This window comes from Klebsiella sp. 7-CIP_Kleb., assembly GCF_050378655.1.
Classification (GTDB): Bacteria; Pseudomonadota; Gammaproteobacteria; order Enterobacterales; family Enterobacteriaceae; genus Klebsiella; species Klebsiella quasipneumoniae.
Map to the genome: position 1 here is coordinate 1 of NZ_JBNRLJ010000007.1, position 16,563 is coordinate 16,563.

General features: G+C 57.1%; 13 protein-coding genes and 1 rRNA gene. 10 read left to right on the forward strand and 4 right to left on the reverse strand.

The features are described 5' to 3' along the window. A 5S ribosomal RNA gene (gene rrf, locus ACQUTI_RS20440) occupies positions 1-104 on the forward strand; the annotation flags it as partial. A 190-nt stretch (positions 105-294) separates the two neighbouring features. Here the strand turns inward: rrf and ACQUTI_RS20445 are convergent. Then, positions 295-750 (reverse strand): acetyltransferase, encoded by a 456-nt coding sequence (locus ACQUTI_RS20445; protein WP_004206832.1) that lies wholly within the window; start codon positions 748-750, stop codon positions 295-297. 156 nt (positions 751-906) lie between these two features. Between ACQUTI_RS20445 and metA the strand changes: the two genes are divergently transcribed. From metA to aceK, 4 genes are all read left to right on the forward strand, one after another. After that, a complete protein-coding gene (gene metA / locus ACQUTI_RS20450) occupies positions 907-1,836 on the forward strand; it encodes a homoserine O-acetyltransferase MetA (protein ID WP_004206830.1) in 930 nt (309 codons plus the stop codon). A gap of 260 nt (positions 1,837-2,096) precedes the next feature. Next, a complete protein-coding gene (aceB, locus tag ACQUTI_RS20455) occupies positions 2,097-3,698 on the forward strand; it encodes a malate synthase A (RefSeq protein WP_032456808.1) in 1,602 nt (533 codons plus the stop codon). Between the two features lie 79 nt (positions 3,699-3,777). Further along, positions 3,778-5,082 (forward strand): isocitrate lyase, encoded by a 1,305-nt coding sequence (aceA, locus tag ACQUTI_RS20460; RefSeq protein WP_004206828.1) that lies wholly within the window; start codon positions 3,778-3,780, stop codon positions 5,080-5,082. Positions 5,083-5,185: 103 nt separating this feature from the next. Continuing rightward, positions 5,186-6,970 carry a bifunctional isocitrate dehydrogenase kinase/phosphatase gene (gene aceK / locus ACQUTI_RS20465; protein WP_004206827.1) on the forward strand — a complete coding sequence of 595 codons (1,785 nt, stop codon included), beginning with the start codon at positions 5,186-5,188 and terminating at the stop codon, positions 6,968-6,970. Between the two features lie 52 nt (positions 6,971-7,022). Here the strand turns inward: aceK and iclR are convergent, their stop codons facing one another. Further along, positions 7,023-7,853 (reverse strand): glyoxylate bypass operon transcriptional repressor IclR, encoded by an 831-nt coding sequence (gene iclR / locus ACQUTI_RS20470; protein WP_004206826.1) that lies wholly within the window; start codon positions 7,851-7,853, stop codon positions 7,023-7,025. A 194-nt stretch (positions 7,854-8,047) separates the two neighbouring features. Between iclR and metH the strand changes: the two genes are divergently transcribed. Together metH and ACQUTI_RS20480 are read left to right on the forward strand one after the other, a co-directional pair. Then, the gene (gene metH / locus ACQUTI_RS20475; RefSeq protein WP_117263614.1) at positions 8,048-11,731 is read left to right on the forward strand and encodes a methionine synthase; all 3,684 of its coding nucleotides are present in this window, start codon (positions 8,048-8,050) and stop codon (positions 11,729-11,731) included. 129 nt (positions 11,732-11,860) lie between these two features. After that, positions 11,861-13,492, forward strand: coding sequence for a Na/Pi cotransporter family protein (locus tag ACQUTI_RS20480; protein ID WP_023319475.1), 1,632 nt, complete (start codon positions 11,861-11,863; stop codon positions 13,490-13,492). A 112-nt stretch (positions 13,493-13,604) separates the two neighbouring features. Here ACQUTI_RS20480 and pepE read toward each other — a convergent pair whose 3' ends face one another. Beyond that, on the reverse strand, positions 13,605-14,294 hold the full coding sequence (pepE, locus tag ACQUTI_RS20485; RefSeq protein ID WP_004206823.1) for a dipeptidase PepE: 690 nt from the start codon (positions 14,292-14,294) through the stop codon (positions 13,605-13,607). Positions 14,295-14,492: 198 nt separating this feature from the next. Between pepE and rluF the strand changes: the two genes are divergently transcribed. Beyond that, on the forward strand, positions 14,493-15,368 hold the full coding sequence (gene rluF / locus ACQUTI_RS20490) for a 23S rRNA pseudouridine(2604) synthase RluF (protein WP_017900131.1): 876 nt from the start codon (positions 14,493-14,495) through the stop codon (positions 15,366-15,368). On the opposite strand, the gene ACQUTI_RS20495 is transcribed toward rluF, so the two are convergent. Continuing rightward, a complete protein-coding gene (locus tag ACQUTI_RS20495; protein ID WP_004177859.1) occupies positions 15,365-15,637 on the reverse strand; it encodes a DUF3811 domain-containing protein in 273 nt (90 codons plus the stop codon). The two genes, rluF and ACQUTI_RS20495, sit on opposite strands and share 4 nt — an antisense overlap. 200 nt (positions 15,638-15,837) lie before the next feature. Here ACQUTI_RS20495 and ACQUTI_RS20500 point away from each other — a divergent pair, with 200 nt between their 5' ends. Next, positions 15,838-16,194: a type II toxin-antitoxin system RelE/ParE family toxin gene (locus tag ACQUTI_RS20500; RefSeq protein WP_004206820.1), complete on the forward strand. Its 357-nt coding sequence runs from the start codon at positions 15,838-15,840 to the stop codon at positions 16,192-16,194. Beyond that, complete coding sequence (locus tag ACQUTI_RS20505) at positions 16,191-16,529, forward strand: helix-turn-helix domain-containing protein (protein ID WP_004206819.1); 339 nt, start codon at positions 16,191-16,193, stop codon at positions 16,527-16,529. Before ACQUTI_RS20500 ends, ACQUTI_RS20505 begins: the two co-directional genes overlap by 4 nt. Positions 16,530-16,563 lie beyond the last annotated feature (34 nt).

Sequence of the window (16,563 nt, forward strand, 5' to 3'; positions counted from 1 at the left end):
AGCGCGGTGGTCCCACCTGACCCCATGCCGAACTCAGAAGTGAAACGCCGTAGCGCCGATGGTAGTGTGGGGTCTCCCCATGTGAGAGTAGGGAACTGCCAGGCATCAAATAAAGCAGAAAGCTCAGTCGGAAGGCTGAGCTTTTTTGCGTTTGTGTCATCCGGCGAGAATGCTGGCATGCCTCCCCGGTGGCGCTGCGCTTACCGGGGCTACACGATCCGTAGCCCGGACAAGGTGCGCAGCACCGTCTCCGGAGAGGCTCCTGTCTAAGGGTTAGCAGTTGCGACGTCAATCTTAGTCTGCTTCAGCCTGCTGCTCATGTATCAAATTCAATAACGGATACGGTTGCCCCAGATCGTCCGTTTCAGACCGCCCTGTCACCCTAAAACCCATTCTCTGATAAAACCCGACCGCTTGTTCATTCTGCTCATTTACGTTTGTCGTCAGCTTCGGCGTTAACGACAGCGCATGCTCAATCAGCAATCTCCCCACACCGCAGCCGCGGACATCTGGATCGACGAACAGCGCATCCATATGATCTCCGGTCAGTAGCATAAAGGCGATCGGCTGGTCCTCCGTGTTAACCGCCACCCACAGCGGAGCCTCCGGTAAAAATGCGCGTACCATCTCCTCCAGCTCCTTTCGATACGCTTTTGACAGAAAGTCGTGGGTGGCGTCGACCGACCGACACCAGATCGCAATCAGTTTATCCCCTTCATCAGGCCGGGAACGGCGGATGCTAATAACCATATTTTCTCCTTTTCTTCATTCTTATATTCTAACTCAATGCGCGCCGTGAAATTTTCTCACCGTGAACATGCAGACTCGACATTCACCCGATTCCTGGTTATCTTCAGCTATCTGGATGTCTAAACGTTTATACGTATGCTATGAGGTAATAGAGTTATGCCAATTCGGGTGCAGGACGAGCTACCAGCCGTCAATTTCTTGCGCAATGAAAACGTCTTTGTAATGACGACAACGCGTGCAACAACTCAGGAAATCCGCCCCCTGAAGGTGTTAATCCTCAACCTGATGCCGAAGAAAATCGAGACGGAGAATCAGTTCCTGCGTTTGCTGTCGAACTCTCCGCTGCAGGTGGACATCCAGTTATTACGCATCGATGCACGTGAGTCACGTAATACGCCGGCGGAGCATCTGAATAACTTTTACTGCAATTTCGATGAGATCTGCGATCAGAACTTTGACGGCTTGATCGTCACCGGCGCTCCTTTAGGCCTGGTTGAATTTAATGATGTCGCTTACTGGCCGCAGATCAAACAGGTGCTGGAGTGGGCCAAGGATCACGTCACTTCGACGCTGTTCGTCTGTTGGGCGGTGCAGGCCGCGCTGAATATTCTGTACGGCATTCCCAAGCAAACCCGTGCCGAAAAGATTTCTGGCGTCTATGAACACCATATTCTACACCCACACGCCTTACTGACCCGCGGTTTCGACGACTCTTTCCTCGCCCCACACTCACGCTATGCTGACTTTCCGGCAGGGCTTATCCGTGACTATACCGATCTCGAGATCCTCGCGGAGACAGAAGAGGGCGATGCGTATCTGTTCGCCAGTAAAGATAAGCGTATCGCCTTTGTCACCGGCCACCCCGAGTACGATGCCAATACCCTGGCAAGTGAATATTTCCGCGATGTGGAAGCCGGTTTGAACCCTGAGGTTCCCCACAACTATTTTCCGCAAAACGACCCGCAGAACAAACCGCGCGCTACCTGGCGCAGCCACGGTAATCTGCTGTTCGCTAACTGGCTGAACTATTACGTCTACCAAATTACACCATACGATCTGCGGCATATGAATCCAACGCTGGAGTAATACTCCGCACGAAACGATCCTAAAGCGTTTCAGCACTTTGCCTCTGGCACCTTCGGGTGCCTTTTTTATTTCCGAAATTCACCTCACAGCTGATGATAACTTTAATTCCATTGTTATCAATATGTTAATGTCATTTTAAAATTAAAATGGAAATTGTTTTTGATTTTGAAAATTAATTGAGTAGTCTTAATTGTGCTGAGCGAAAACTGCACAACGATCTTTCGCTCGCTTCCAGCGGATCAACCAAGAGGAGCAGCACAATGACGCAGCAGGCGACAATCACCGATGAACTGGCCTTTAGTCAGCCCTATGGCGAGCAGGAGAAGCAGATCTTAACGCCTGAGGCGGTAGAATTTCTGACGGAACTGGTGAGCCGCTTTACGCCGGCGCGCAATAAACTGCTGGCCGCGCGTCTGCAGCAGCAGCAGGCTATTGACGATGGACAGCTGCCGGATTTTATTTCGGAAACTGCTTCCATTAGAAATAGCGACTGGACCATTCGTGGTATCCCGGCGGATTTACAGGATCGCCGCGTTGAAATTACCGGCCCCGTCGAGCGCAAGATGGTCATTAACGCGTTGAACGCTAACGTAAAAGTCTTTATGGCGGACTTTGAGGATTCGCTGGCGCCTGACTGGCGTAAAGTCATTGATGGTCAAATCAACCTACGCGATGCCGTGAACGGGACCATCAGCTACACCAATGAGGCTGGCAAAATCTATCAACTGCAGCCCAATCCCGCTGTGCTGGTATGCCGTGTGCGCGGTCTGCACCTGCCGGAAAAGCATGTGACCTGGCGTAATGAGGCCATCCCCGGCAGTCTTTTCGATTTTGCGCTCTATTTCTTTCATAACTACCAGGCGCTGCTGGCGAAAGGAAGTGGTCCCTACTTCTATCTGCCAAAAACCCAGGCCTGGCAAGAGGCGGCATGGTGGAACGATGTCTTCAGCTTTACTGAAGATCGCTTTGATTTGCCGCGCGGCACCATCAAGGCCACGCTGCTGATTGAAACACTGCCGGCGGTGTTCCAGATGGATGAGATCCTGCATGCGCTTCGCGACCATATTGTCGGCCTGAATTGCGGCCGCTGGGATTATATCTTCAGCTATATCAAGACGCTGAAAAACCATCCGGACCGCGTACTGCCGGACCGCCAGGTGGTGACGATGGATAAACCCTTCCTTAGCGCCTACTCACGGTTGTTGATTAAGACCTGCCACAAACGCGGGGCGTTTGCGATGGGCGGGATGGCGGCCTTTATCCCGAGCAAAGATGTCGAGCGTAACCGTCAGGTGCTGAATAAAGTCACCGCCGACAAAGAGCTGGAGGCGAACAACGGTCACGATGGCACCTGGATCGCCCATCCTGGGCTGGCGGATACCGCCATGGCGGTGTTTAACCGCGTGCTCGGCGACAAGCCGAATCAGCTCTCGGTGACCCGTAGCGAGGACGCGCCCATTACCGCCGAACAGCTGCTGGCCCCCTGCGAGGGCGAGCGCACGGAAGCCGGGATGCGCGCCAACATTCGCGTGGCGGTGCAGTACATCGAAGCCTGGATCTCCGGCAACGGCTGCGTACCGATTTATGGCCTGATGGAAGACGCCGCGACAGCTGAGATCTCGCGCACCTCTATCTGGCAGTGGATCCATCATCAGAAAACCCTGAACGACGGCACGCCGGTCACAAAAGCGCTGTTCCGCCAGTGGCTGGCGGAAGAGCTGATGGTGATTCAGGAAGAGCTGGGAGAGCACCGCTTCAGCCATGGCCGCTTTGACGATGCGGCGCGGCTGATGGAGCAGATCACCACCTCTGATGAACTGATTGATTTTCTGACATTACCGGGCTACCGCCTGCTGGCCTAATCGCCAGATGGTGTGGTTCGCCATTTAGTCCTTCACCAATGCGCCTGGAGAGCCAGGAAATTATATGGAGCATCTGCACATGAAAACCCGTACCCAACAAATCGAAGAATTAAACAAAGAGTGGACGAACCCGCGCTGGGAAGGGATTACCCGCCCGTACAGCGCGGAAGAGGTGGTGAAATTACGCGGCTCGGTGAACCCGGAATGCACGCTGGCGCAGCTTGGCGCGGCGAAAATGTGGCGTCTGCTGCACGGTGAAGCAAAGAAAGGGTACATCAACAGCCTTGGCGCGCTGACCGGCGGCCAGGCCTTGCAGCAGGCGAAGGCCGGCATCGAAGCCATTTATCTCTCCGGCTGGCAGGTGGCGGCGGATGCTAACCTGGCGTCCAGCATGTACCCGGATCAATCGCTGTACCCGGCCAACTCGGTACCGGCGGTGGTGGATCGGATCAACAATACCTTCCGCCGCGCCGATCAGATCCAGTGGTCAGCCGGGATTGAGCCGAACGATCCGCGCTTTATCGACTATTTCCTGCCGATCGTGGCGGATGCGGAAGCCGGTTTTGGCGGCGTCCTTAATGCCTTCGAGCTGATGAAATCGATGATTGAAGCCGGTGCAGCGGCTGTTCACTTCGAAGATCAGCTGGCGTCGGTGAAGAAGTGCGGTCATATGGGCGGTAAAGTGCTGGTCCCGACCCAGGAAGCGATACAGAAACTGGTGGCGGCGCGTCTGGCGGCTGACGTGATGGGGGTCCCGACGCTGGTGATCGCCCGTACCGATGCTGACGCTGCCGATTTAATTACCTCAGACTGCGATCCGTACGATCGTGAGTTTATTACCGGGGATCGCACCAGCGAAGGGTTCTTCCGCACCCATGCCGGGATCGAGCAGGCGATCAGCCGCGGGCTGGCCTATGCGCCGTATGCGGACCTGGTGTGGTGTGAAACGTCGAAACCGGATCTTGAGCAGGCGCGTCGCTTTGCTGAAGCCATTCATGCGCGTTTCCCAGGCAAACTGCTGGCCTATAACTGCTCGCCGTCGTTTAACTGGAAGAAAAATCTCGATGATAAAACCATCGCCAGCTTCCAGCAGCAGCTGTCGGACATGGGATACAAGTACCAGTTTATTACCCTCGCCGGGATCCACAGCATGTGGTTCAACATGTTCGACCTCGCCCATGCTTACGCTCAGGGTGAGGGGATGCGCCATTATGTTGAAAAAGTGCAGCAGCCGGAATTCGCCGCCGGGCCGGAAGGCTATACCTTCGTCTCGCATCAGCAGGAGGTGGGTACCGGCTACTTCGACAAGGTCACCACCATTATCCAGGGCGGCGCCTCGTCGGTGACGGCGCTGACCGGCTCGACCGAAGAAGATCAGTTTTGAGCCATGCCCGGTGGCACGACGCTAACCGGGCCAGTGAAGGGATCCAGGCCGGATAAGCGAGCGCGCCATTCGGCCTAGACGTGGTGCCGGATGGGGGAGTTCGATGACGCGTGGTCTGGAATTACTGATTGCCCAAACGATATTGCAGGGATTTGACGCTCAGTATGGGCGTTTTCTCGAAGTGACTTCCGGCGCGCAGCAGCGCTTTGAACAGGCCGACTGGCATGCGGTGCAGCAGGCGATGAAACAGCGGATCCACCTCTATGACCACCATGTGGGTCTGGTGGTGGAGCAGCTGCGCTGCATCACGGAGGGAAAGAGCACGGATGCCGACTTTTTGCTGCGGGTGAAAGCCCACTACACCCGTTTGCTGCCGGATTACCCTCGTTTTGAAATTGCCGAGAGCTTTTTCAATTCGGTCTACTGCCGCCTGTTTGACCACCGCTCGCTGACCCCCGAGCGGCTCTTTATTTTCAGCTCGCAGCCCGAGCGTCCTTTTCGCACCCTTCCGCGACCGCTGGCGAAAGATTTTTTTGCCGATCGCGGCTGGCCGCACCTGCTGGGTAAAGTGCTGTCCGATCTGCCGCTGCGGCTGCCGTGGCAAAATAAAGCGCGGGATATCGGCTATATCATTGCCAGTCTGCAGGAGGCGCTGGGGGAGGAACTGCTCGCCACCTGTCATCTGCAGGTCGCCAATGAGCTGTTCTATCGTAATAAAGCCGCCTGGCTGGTGGGCAAACTGGTGATGCCGATGACCACGCTGCCCTTTTTGCTGCCGATCCATCGCAGCGACGAGGGCGAGCTGTTTGTCGATACCTGCCTGACCACCCATGCCGAAGCGAGTATCGTGTTTGGCTTCGCGCGTTCCTATTTTATGGTTTATGCGCCACTGCCCGGCGCCCTGGTGGAATGGCTGCGCGAGATCCTGCCGGGGAAAACCACGGCCGAGCTGTATATGGCGATTGGCTGCCAGAAGCACGCCAAAACCGAAAGCTATCGTGAATATCTGCACTACATCGCTCGCTGCGATGAGCAGTTTATTGAGGCGCCGGGCATTCGCGGGATGGTGATGCTGGTGTTTACCCTGCCGGGGTTTGACCGGGTGTTTAAGGTGATCAAAGACCGCTTCGCGCCGCAGAAAGAGATGACCGCCGCCCACGTGCGCGCCTGCTATCAGCTGGTAAAGGAGCATGACCGCGTCGGGCGGATGGCGGACACGCAGGAGTTTGAAAATTTCGTGCTGGAGAAACGACAAATCGCGCCGGCGCTGCTGGCGCTGCTGCAGGCGGAGGCGGGGAACAAACTGACCGACCTCGGCGACCGGATTGTCATCAGTCATCTGTATATTGAACGGCGAATGGTGCCGCTCAACCTGTGGCTGGAGCAGGTTAACGGCCAGGCGCTACGCGATGCGGTAGAAGAGTATGGGAATGCTATCCGCCAGCTGGCCGCCGCCAACATCTTTCCCGGCGATATGCTGTTTAAAAACTTCGGCGTCACCCGCCACGGCCGGGTGGTGTTCTACGACTATGACGAAATCTGCTATATGACGGAAGTGAATTTTCGCCAGATCCCACCGCCGCGCTATCCCGAGGATGAGCTGGCCAGCGAGCCGTGGTACAGCGTCTCGCCGGGGGATGTGTTCCCGGAGGAGTTCCGCCACTGGCTGTGTGCCGACCCGCGCATTGGGCCGCTGTTTGAGGAGATGCATGCCGACCTGCTGCGCGCCGACTACTGGCGCGAACTGCAGACGCGGATTAAAAACGGCCATGTGGAAGATGTCTACGCCTACCGGCGCAAGCAGCGTTTTAGCGTACGCTATGGCGCTGACAGTAGGCCGGATAAGGCGTTTACGCCGCCATCCGGCAAGGTGCGCCGATCTGCCTGATGGCGCTACGCTTATCAGGCCTACTTAAAATGCCCCGGTGGGGCATTTTTTTTTATTTAACCCCGCCGTATGCCAGCGTGACCTCTTTCGCGGCCTTAATGACCAGCGCGCCCAGCTCGGTCACCCGGTCATCGGTCATGCGTGAGATGGGGCCGGAGATGGAGATTGCCGCGAACGGTTCGCGGTGTTCATCATAAATGCAGGCGGCGACGCAGCGCAGGCCGAGCGCGTGCTCCTCGTCATCGAACGAGTAGCCCCGCTTGCGGGTCTGCGCTAAATCTTCCTTCAGATGCAGCGGCGAGACCAGCGTGGCATGCGTATAGGCATGTAGCCCTTTACGGTGCAGGAGGCTGGTAACCTGCTCTTCGCTCAGCTGCGAGAGGAACGCCTTCCCGGCGCCGGAGGCGTGCATCGGCAGTTTTCCGCCGATCGGCGCCGACATCCGCATCAGCTGGGTGCACTGCACCTGGTCGATAATGATCGCCTGGTGGTCGCTCTGGTCAAGCACTGCCAGATTCACCGTTTCACCGGAATCTTCCATCAGCTGGCGCAGGATCGGGTGGACAATCGCCAGCAGATTGCGGCTTTGCAGAAAGCTGCTGCCGACCACGAAGGCATGCGCGCCGACGGCCCAGTGGCCCAGCTCGCCGACCTGGCGGACGAAACCCAGCTGCTGCATGGTGGTCAGCAGGCGGTGAGTGGTTGAGTTAGGCAGACCCGCCTGCTGCGCCAGCTCGGTCAGCGCGACGCTGCTGTGGGATTCGGCAATCCATTCGAGCAATTTCAGGCCGCGGGTCAGCGACTGAACCTGACCGCCAGCCTGCTGGGCGGTGGCAGCCGCGGGTTTTCTGCCGCGTTTCGCGGGAACGGGGGTAGTGGCCATCGCGGACTCCTTTTTCTGTATCGTGGAAATAATTTTCGTTTTATTTGGTGATAATGCAATCACTACCGGACTCATCGGAGGAGTGAAGCTGAACATGTCTCATATTGCCCGTTGTTGTCTTTTCCGCTCCGGTGGTTTATGCCAGTATGGTTTGTTGGCTATTTGGCCTGAGTTGAGCGTTGTCGGGAGCAAGTGTGAGCAGCAAAGTTGAGCAACTGCATCAGCAGTTAAAAGAACGTATTCTGGTTCTGGATGGGGGCATGGGCACCATGATCCAGGGCTATCGTCTGAGTGAGCAGGACTTTCGCGGTGAGCGCTTTGCTGACTGGCCGTGCGACCTGAAAGGCAACAACGACCTGCTGGTGCTCAGCAAGCCCGAGGTGATCCGCGAGATCCACGACGCCTACTTCGAGGCCGGCGCGGATATCATTGAGACCAACACCTTTAACTCGACAACCATCGCGATGGCGGATTACCAGATGGAATCCCTGTCGGCAGAGATCAACTTTGCGGCGGCGAAGCTGGCCCGCGCCAGCGCCGACGCCTGGACGGCCCGCACGCCGGAAAAACCGCGCTACGTCGCGGGCGTGCTTGGCCCAACTAACCGCACCGCCTCCATTTCGCCTGATGTGAACGATCCGGCGTTCCGTAATATTACCTTTGACCAGCTGGTGGCCGCCTATCGCGAATCCACCCGGGCGCTGGTGGAAGGTGGCGTGGATCTGATCCTGATTGAAACGGTATTTGATACCCTGAATGCCAAAGCGGCCATCTATGCGGTAAAAGAGGAGATGGAGGCGCTGGGCGTTGACCTGCCGCTGATGATCTCCGGCACCATTACCGATGCCTCCGGCCGCACGCTTTCCGGGCAGACCACCGAAGCTTTCTATAACTCGCTGCGCCACGCCGAAGCCTTATCGTTTGGTCTGAACTGCGCCCTCGGGCCGGACGAACTGCGCCAGTACGTCCAGGAGCTCTCGCGCATCGCTGAATGCTACGTCACCGCGCACCCGAACGCCGGCCTGCCCAACGCCTTCGGCGAATACGATCTGGATGCCGATACCATGGCGGCGCAGATCCGCGAATGGGCGGAAGCCGGTTTCCTTAATATCGTCGGCGGCTGCTGCGGTACGACCCCGGAGCATATCGCCGCCATGAGCCGGGCGGTAGCGGGCCTGCCGCCGCGCCAGCTGCCGGAAATCGCGGTGGCCTGCCGCCTCGCCGGCCTTGAGCCGCTCAATATCGGCGATGACAGCCTGTTCGTTAACGTCGGCGAACGTACCAACGTTACCGGCTCGGCGAAATTTAAACGCTTAATCAAAGAAGAGAAGTACAGCGAAGCGCTGGACGTCGCGCGTCAGCAGGTGGAAAGCGGCGCGCAGATTATCGATATCAACATGGACGAGGGGATGCTCGACGCAGAAGCGGCGATGGTGCGCTTCCTCAACCTGATTGCCGGCGAGCCGGACATTGCCCGCGTGCCGATCATGATCGACTCCTCCAAGTGGGAAGTTATTGAGAAAGGCCTGAAATGCATTCAGGGCAAAGGCATCGTTAACTCGATTTCGATGAAAGAGGGCGTCGAACCCTTTATCCACCATGCGAAACTGGTTCGCCGCTACGGCGCTGCGGTAGTGGTGATGGCCTTTGACGAAGTGGGCCAGGCTGATACCCGCGAACGTAAAATTGAGATTTGCCGTCGCGCCTACAAAATCCTCACCGAAGAGGTCGGCTTCCCGCCAGAAGATATTATCTTTGACCCGAATATCTTTGCGGTGGCGACCGGTATCGAAGAACACAATAACTATGCCCAGGACTTTATCGGCGCCTGCGAAGACATCAAACGCGAGCTGCCGCATGCGCTGATCTCCGGCGGGGTCTCCAACGTCTCCTTCTCTTTCCGCGGCAATGACCCGGTTCGTGAGGCGATCCACGCCGTATTCCTCTACTATGCGATCCGCAACGGCATGGATATGGGGATCGTCAATGCCGGTCAGCTGGCCATCTATGATGACCTGCCGGGCGAGCTGCGCGACGCGGTGGAGGACGTGATCCTCAACCGCCGCGATGACAGCACCGAAAGATTGCTCGAACTGGCGGAAAAATATCGCGGCAGTAAAGTTGACGACGGCGCCAATGCCCAGCAGGCGGAGTGGCGCAGCTGGGAGGTGAAAAAACGCCTCGAATATTCGCTGGTGAAGGGCATTACCGAATTTATCGAACAGGACACCGAAGAAGCGCGTCAGCAGGCTGCCCGCCCGATTGAGGTGATCGAAGGGCCGCTGATGGACGGCATGAACGTGGTCGGCGATCTGTTCGGCGAAGGCAAAATGTTCCTGCCGCAGGTGGTGAAATCCGCTCGCGTCATGAAACAGGCGGTGGCCTACCTTGAGCCGTTTATCGAAGCCAGTAAAGAACAGGGCTCCAGTAACGGCAAAATGGTGATTGCCACGGTAAAAGGCGACGTTCATGACATCGGCAAAAACATCGTCGGCGTGGTGCTGCAGTGTAATAACTACGAAATCATCGATCTTGGCGTGATGGTCCCGGCGGATAAAATTCTCAAAACCGCCAAAGAGGTGAACGCGGATCTCATCGGCCTTTCCGGGCTGATCACCCCGTCGCTCGACGAGATGGTTAACGTGGCGAAAGAGATGGAGCGTCAGGGCTTTACCATCCCGCTGCTTATTGGCGGCGCAACCACCTCGAAAGCGCATACGGCGGTGAAAATCGAGCAGAACTACAGCGGCCCGACCGTTTACGTACAGAACGCCTCGCGCACCGTCGGGGTGGTGGCTGCGCTGCTCTCGGATACGCAGCGCGATGAGTTTGTCGCCCGCACGCGCAAAGAGTATGAAACCGTGCGTATCCAGCATGGGCGTAAAAAACCGCGCACCCCGCCGGTGACCCTGGCGGCCGCACGGGAAAACGATCTGGCCTTTGACTGGGAGAGCTATACGCCGCCGGTGGCCCATCGCCTGGGGATTCAGGAGGTGGAAGCCAGTATCGAGACGCTACGCAATTACATCGACTGGACGCCGTTCTTTATGACCTGGTCGCTGGCGGGTAAATATCCGCGCATTCTGGAAGATGAAGTGGTAGGGGAAGAGGCGCAGCGCCTGTTCAAAGACGCTAACGAGCTGCTGGATAAACTGAGCGCAGAGAAAACCCTCAACCCGCGCGGCGTGGTGGGCCTGTTCCCGGCCAACCGGGTGGACGACGATATTGAAATCTATCGCGATGAAACCCGCACCCACGTGCTGACGGTGAGCCATCACCTGCGCCAGCAGACGGAGAAGGTCGGCTTCGCCAACTACTGCCTCGCCGACTTTGTGGCGCCGAAGCTGAGCGGCAAAGCGGACTACATTGGCGCCTTCGCCGTCACCGGCGGCCTGGAAGAGGACGCGCTGGCGGAGGCCTATGAAGCGCAGCATGACGACTATAACAAGATCATGATCAAGGCCATCGCCGATCGTCTGGCGGAAGCCTTCGCCGAGTATCTGCACGAGAAAGTGCGCAAGGTCTACTGGGGGTATGCGGCCAATGAGAACCTCAGCAATGAGGAACTTATTCGCGAGAATTACCAAGGGATCCGTCCGGCGCCGGGGTATCCGGCCTGTCCGGAGCACACTGAAAAAGGCACCATCTGGCAGTTGCTGGACGTCGAAGCCCATACCGGCATGAAGCTTACCGAATCGTTCGCCATGTGGCCGGGGGCATCGGTTTCCGGCTGGTATTTCAGCCATCCGGACAGCAAGTACTTCGCCGTGGCGCAGATCCAGCGCGACCAGGTCGAAGACTACGCGCGGCGTAAAGGGATGACCCCGGCGGAAGTCGAGCGCTGGTTAGCCCCTAATCTGGGCTATGATGCGGACTAGTCGTCATCTTTCCTTACAACTAACAAGGCGCTCTGTGAGCGCCTTGTCTCTTTATTGAGGTTAACCCCTTATACTGAGATAGGTTCCAGAACGTCGGAACACCTATAACGATAAGGAGAAGCTGATTCCGTGTTAACTCTGCTACACCTGTTGTCCGCGGTCGCTCTGCTGGTGTGGGGCACGCATATCGTGCGTACCGGGGTGATGCGCGTCTATGGCGCTCGCCTACGTACCGTTCTCAGTAGCAGCGTAGAGAAAAAGCCGCTCGCCTTCTGCGCGGGTCTTGGCGTGACTGCGCTGGTACAAAGCAGCAATGCCACCACCATGCTGGTGACCTCGTTTGTCGCCCAGGATTTAGTGGGCCTCACGCCGGCGCTGGTGATGGTGCTGGGCGCCGACGTCGGGACGGCGCTGATGGCGAGGGTACTGACCTTCGACCTGTCGTGGCTGTCGCCGTTGTTGATATTTATCGGGGTGATTTTCTTCCTCGGCCGCAAGCAGACCCGCGCCGGGCAGCTGGGGCGAGTGGGGATCGGCCTTGGGCTGATCCTGTTGGCCCTGGAGCTGATTGTGCAGGCCGTCCACCCCATTACCCAGGCCAACGGCGTGCAGGTGATTTTTGCCTCGCTGACCGGGGATATCATGCTGGATGCCTTGATTGGCGCTGTATTCGCGATCATTAGCTACTCCAGCCTGGCGGCGGTGCTGCTGACCGCGACGCTGACCGCGGCGGGAGCGATCTCTTTCCCGGTGGCGCTGTGCCTGGTGATTGGCGCCAACCTGGGATCGGGGCTGTTGGCGATGCTCAACAACAGCGCGGCGAACGCGGCGGCGCGCCGGGTGGCGCTGGGCAGCCTGCTGTTTAAGCTGGTGGGGAGCCTGATCATTCTGCCGTTCGTCCATCCGCTGGCCGCGGCGATGCACAAGCTGCCGTTGGCGGAGTCTGAGCTGGTTATCTACTTTCACGTCTTTTATAACCTGCTGCGCTGCATCGCGATGGTGCCCTTTGCCGGACCGATGGCGAAGCTGTGCCAGCGCATGATCCGCGATGAACCCGAGCTGGATAACCATCTCAAACCCAAGCATCTTGACCCGTCGGCGCTGGACACCCCGGCGCTGGCGCTAGCCAACGCCGCACGCGAGACGCTGCGCATTGGCGACGCGATGGAGCAAATGATGGAGAGCCTGCATAAGGTGATGCATGGCGAACCGCGTCAGGAGAAAGAACTGCGCCGCATGGCGGACGATATCAACGTCCTCTACACCGCCATTAAGCTCTATCTGGCGCGAATGCCAAAGGATGAGCTGGCGGAAGAAGAGTCCCGGCGCTGGGCGGAAATTATTGAGATGTCGTTAAACCTCGAGCAGGCCTCCGATATCGTCGAGCGGATGGGCAGCGAGATCGCCGATAAATCGCTGGCGGCGCGTCGCGCCTTCTCGGTGGAAGGGTTAAAGGAGCTGGACGCCCTGTACGATCTGCTGCTCAGCAATCTGCAGCTGGCGATGTCGGTCTTCTTCTCCAGCGATGTGCCGAGCGCTCGTCGCCTGCGGCGCAGCAAACACCGGTTCCGCATTCTTAACCGCCGCTACTCGCATGCGCACGTTGACCGTCTGCATCAGCAGAACGTGCAGAGTATCGAAACCAGTACGTTGCATCTGGCGCTGCTGGGGGATATGAAGCGCCTGAACAGCCTGTTCTGCTCGGTGGCTTACAGCGTGATGGAGCAACCGGATGAAGACGACGAACGGGATGACTACTGAGCCATTCCCCGGCGACGCTGTGCTAACCGGGGTTTTGCGTTTGGACGTCCCGTTGAGGCAGCCCGGATAAGGCGCAATGCGCCGCTATCCGGGAAACGTTAGCCACCCAGCCTCAGAAGCGGTGGCCCGCAGGCAGGGTTATCGCTTCTTCCCCCGCTTTGAACAACAGCGTCGGGTTCGGGCCACCGAGCGTCGCGTGACCATCGGTGACCTGGATCCAGTTTCCTTCCGGCAAACCAATCACCGTTAATTCCGGCGCCACGACCAGCAGTTCGCGGATACGCTGTTCGCGGGTTTCGCCCTGATGCCCGGTCGGCAACGCGTTGGTGAAGTGCGGGTTAATCTGTAGCGGGAACAGCCCCAGCGCATCAAATCCCTGCGGATCGACAATCGGCATATCGTTGGTGGTGCGAATGGTCGGGCAGGCGAGGTTTGAACCTGCGCTCCAGCCGATATACAGCGCCCCGCGTTTGACGACATCGACAATCGGCGCCAACAGACCGCGACTGCGGCACGCTTTCAACAGCTGGAAGGTGTTCCCGCCGCCAACGATCACCATCTCGGTGCTTTCAATGGCGGCGATAGGGTCGTCGACGCTGTGGATACCGGTTACGCTGACCGCCATGGGCGCCATAACCGCAGCCACTTTGGCCGTGTAATCATCCCAGGATTGCGTCACGCCAGCGAAGGGGATGAATACCGCCTTACGGCGCCCTTTGACCTGACCGGCAATCAGCGGCAGGGCATGTTCCAGCCAGGCTTTCCCCGGCAGCGTGGAGTTACTGAGTAACAGCAGTTCCATCTTTTCTTCCTGTTTTAAAAATATTATTGAAGCAGAAATTCTAGCATCGCCCCCATACCGGCGCGCTGATATGGCGCATGATGTAGGTAAGCGGAATGCTGTTCACAAGCCCGACGAAGCTTCTGGATAATGAATCATACAATCCAGGTTTTTTCTCGCCCACAAGGTAGGGTATATTTCGCTTTTACAGGAGAATCTATGCTGCCCGACTCATCAACCCGATTAAACAAATACATCAGTGAAAGCGGCATCTGCTCGCGTCGCGAAGCGGACCGCTTTATTGAACAAGGCAACGTCTTTATCAATGGCAAGCGCGCCACGATTGGCGATCAGGTGAAGCCTGGCGACCTAGTCAAAGTTAACGGACGGTTGATTGAGCCGCGCGAAGCGGATGATCTGGTGCTGATTGCGCTGAATAAGCCGGTCGGCATTGTGAGCACCACAGAAGACGGCGAGCGCGACAACATTGTCGATTTCGTCAACCACAGCAAGCGTATCTTCCCTATCGGCCGTCTGGATAAAGACTCCCAGGGGCTGATTTTCCTCACCAATCATGGCGACCTGGTGAATAAGATCCTGCGTGCCGGCAACGACCATGAAAAAGAGTATCTGGTTACGGTCGATAAGCCGGTGACCGATGAGTTCATTCGCGGCATGGGCGCGGGGGTACCGATTCTCGGGACCGTGACCAAAAAATGTAAGGTAAAGAAAGAAGCGCCGTTCGTTTTCCGCATCACCCTTGTGCAGGGGTTAAACCGCCAGATCCGTCGCATGTGCGAGCACTTTGGCTATGAAGTGACGAAGCTTGAGCGTACGCGGATCATGAACGTCAGCCTGACGGGGATCCCGTTGGGTGAGTGGCGCGATCTGACCGATGACGAGCTGATCGACCTGTTCAAGCTGATTGAAAACTCCTCTTCCGAAGCGAAGCCGAAAGCGAAGCCGAAGGCCAAAGCGGCGACCCCCGGGATCAAGCGCCCGGTGGTGAAGGTGGAAAATAGCAACGATAAAGGCCGCCCGGCTGGCAACGGCAAACGTTTCACCCAGCCGGGACGTAAAAAGAAAGGGCGCTAACGCCTGCCGCGGGTCGGCGTATTCGCCGACCAGGAAAAGGTTGCTTCCTTATCCGTCTTATAAGCCTGCTGTTTTTTCACCTGGCGGGCTTTCTTCGCTTCCGCTTCGCGCTGCGCCATCAGCTTATCGATATATTCCTTTTTCACGCTGTTCGTTTCCGCATTGCTCAGCGGGCGGCCGTGCGCAATGCGCGCGCGGTCAAGCAGCGTTTTCAATTCGCGCTGTTCGCGCTCGGTCATCTCTTTTTGTGTAATTCGGGGGAGTGCCATGGTGGTGCCCTCAGTCAGACCAGAGCACCCAGTGTACGGTAATCAGCGCAAAATAGAACGCATCCGGAAAGCGCCTCGCAGAATATTTCCCTCGTTCGTGACCCGTGAGGTGAACTGGCTTAGGGTAACGGCACGGTCAACCTGTTATCGACGATAAATATCGGGCGAGTGGTGTATAAAATTTTATACAAGGATGTGGTATGCTCAATCAGCAACCGAGATTAAGGCGTATCGTCTGGATGGGCTCTTCCTTTGACGATCTGCGCCAGTTTCCTGAGGACGTCCGCAGAGATGCCGGATTCCAGCTTTATCGTTTACAGTCGGGTTTAGAGGCTGCGGACTGGAAAGCAATGCCTCAACTGGGGCGGGGGGTTGAAGAAATCCGCCTGCGCCACTTTTCCGGTGCATATCGGGTAATTTATCTGGCCCGTTTTGCAGAGGCGATATATGTCCTGCACTGTTTTAACAAAAAGACGCGACGGACCGCCGAACACGAAAAACAGATTGTCAGAAGCCGTTTGCGGGTTATACAGCAGGAACACAGGAGTCATAAATGAATCGTAAGAGTGTGGATGGTATCCGTCATGTGACCTCTGAAGAGAGCAATATATTCAGTGAACTGGGCTTTGATGATGCTGACGCAGAGCAGCTTCGCGGACAAGCGGAAAAAGAAGTTGAGCAGTTGATGGCGCTTAAACGACAGTTAATGCAGGAAATCGCTGAGTGGATAGATGAACATCAATTGAAGCAGGCCGATGCTGCCGCGAAGTTGAGCATTTCGCGCCCACGCATTTCAGATGTGGTCAATCAGAAAACCAGTAAGTTTACCCTGGATGCGTTAGTCATGATGTTAATGAAGTTAGGTAAACCAGTACGTTTGCAGATTGGATAACGCACACGCCCGGGCCTGCGCCCGGACGTGTCAC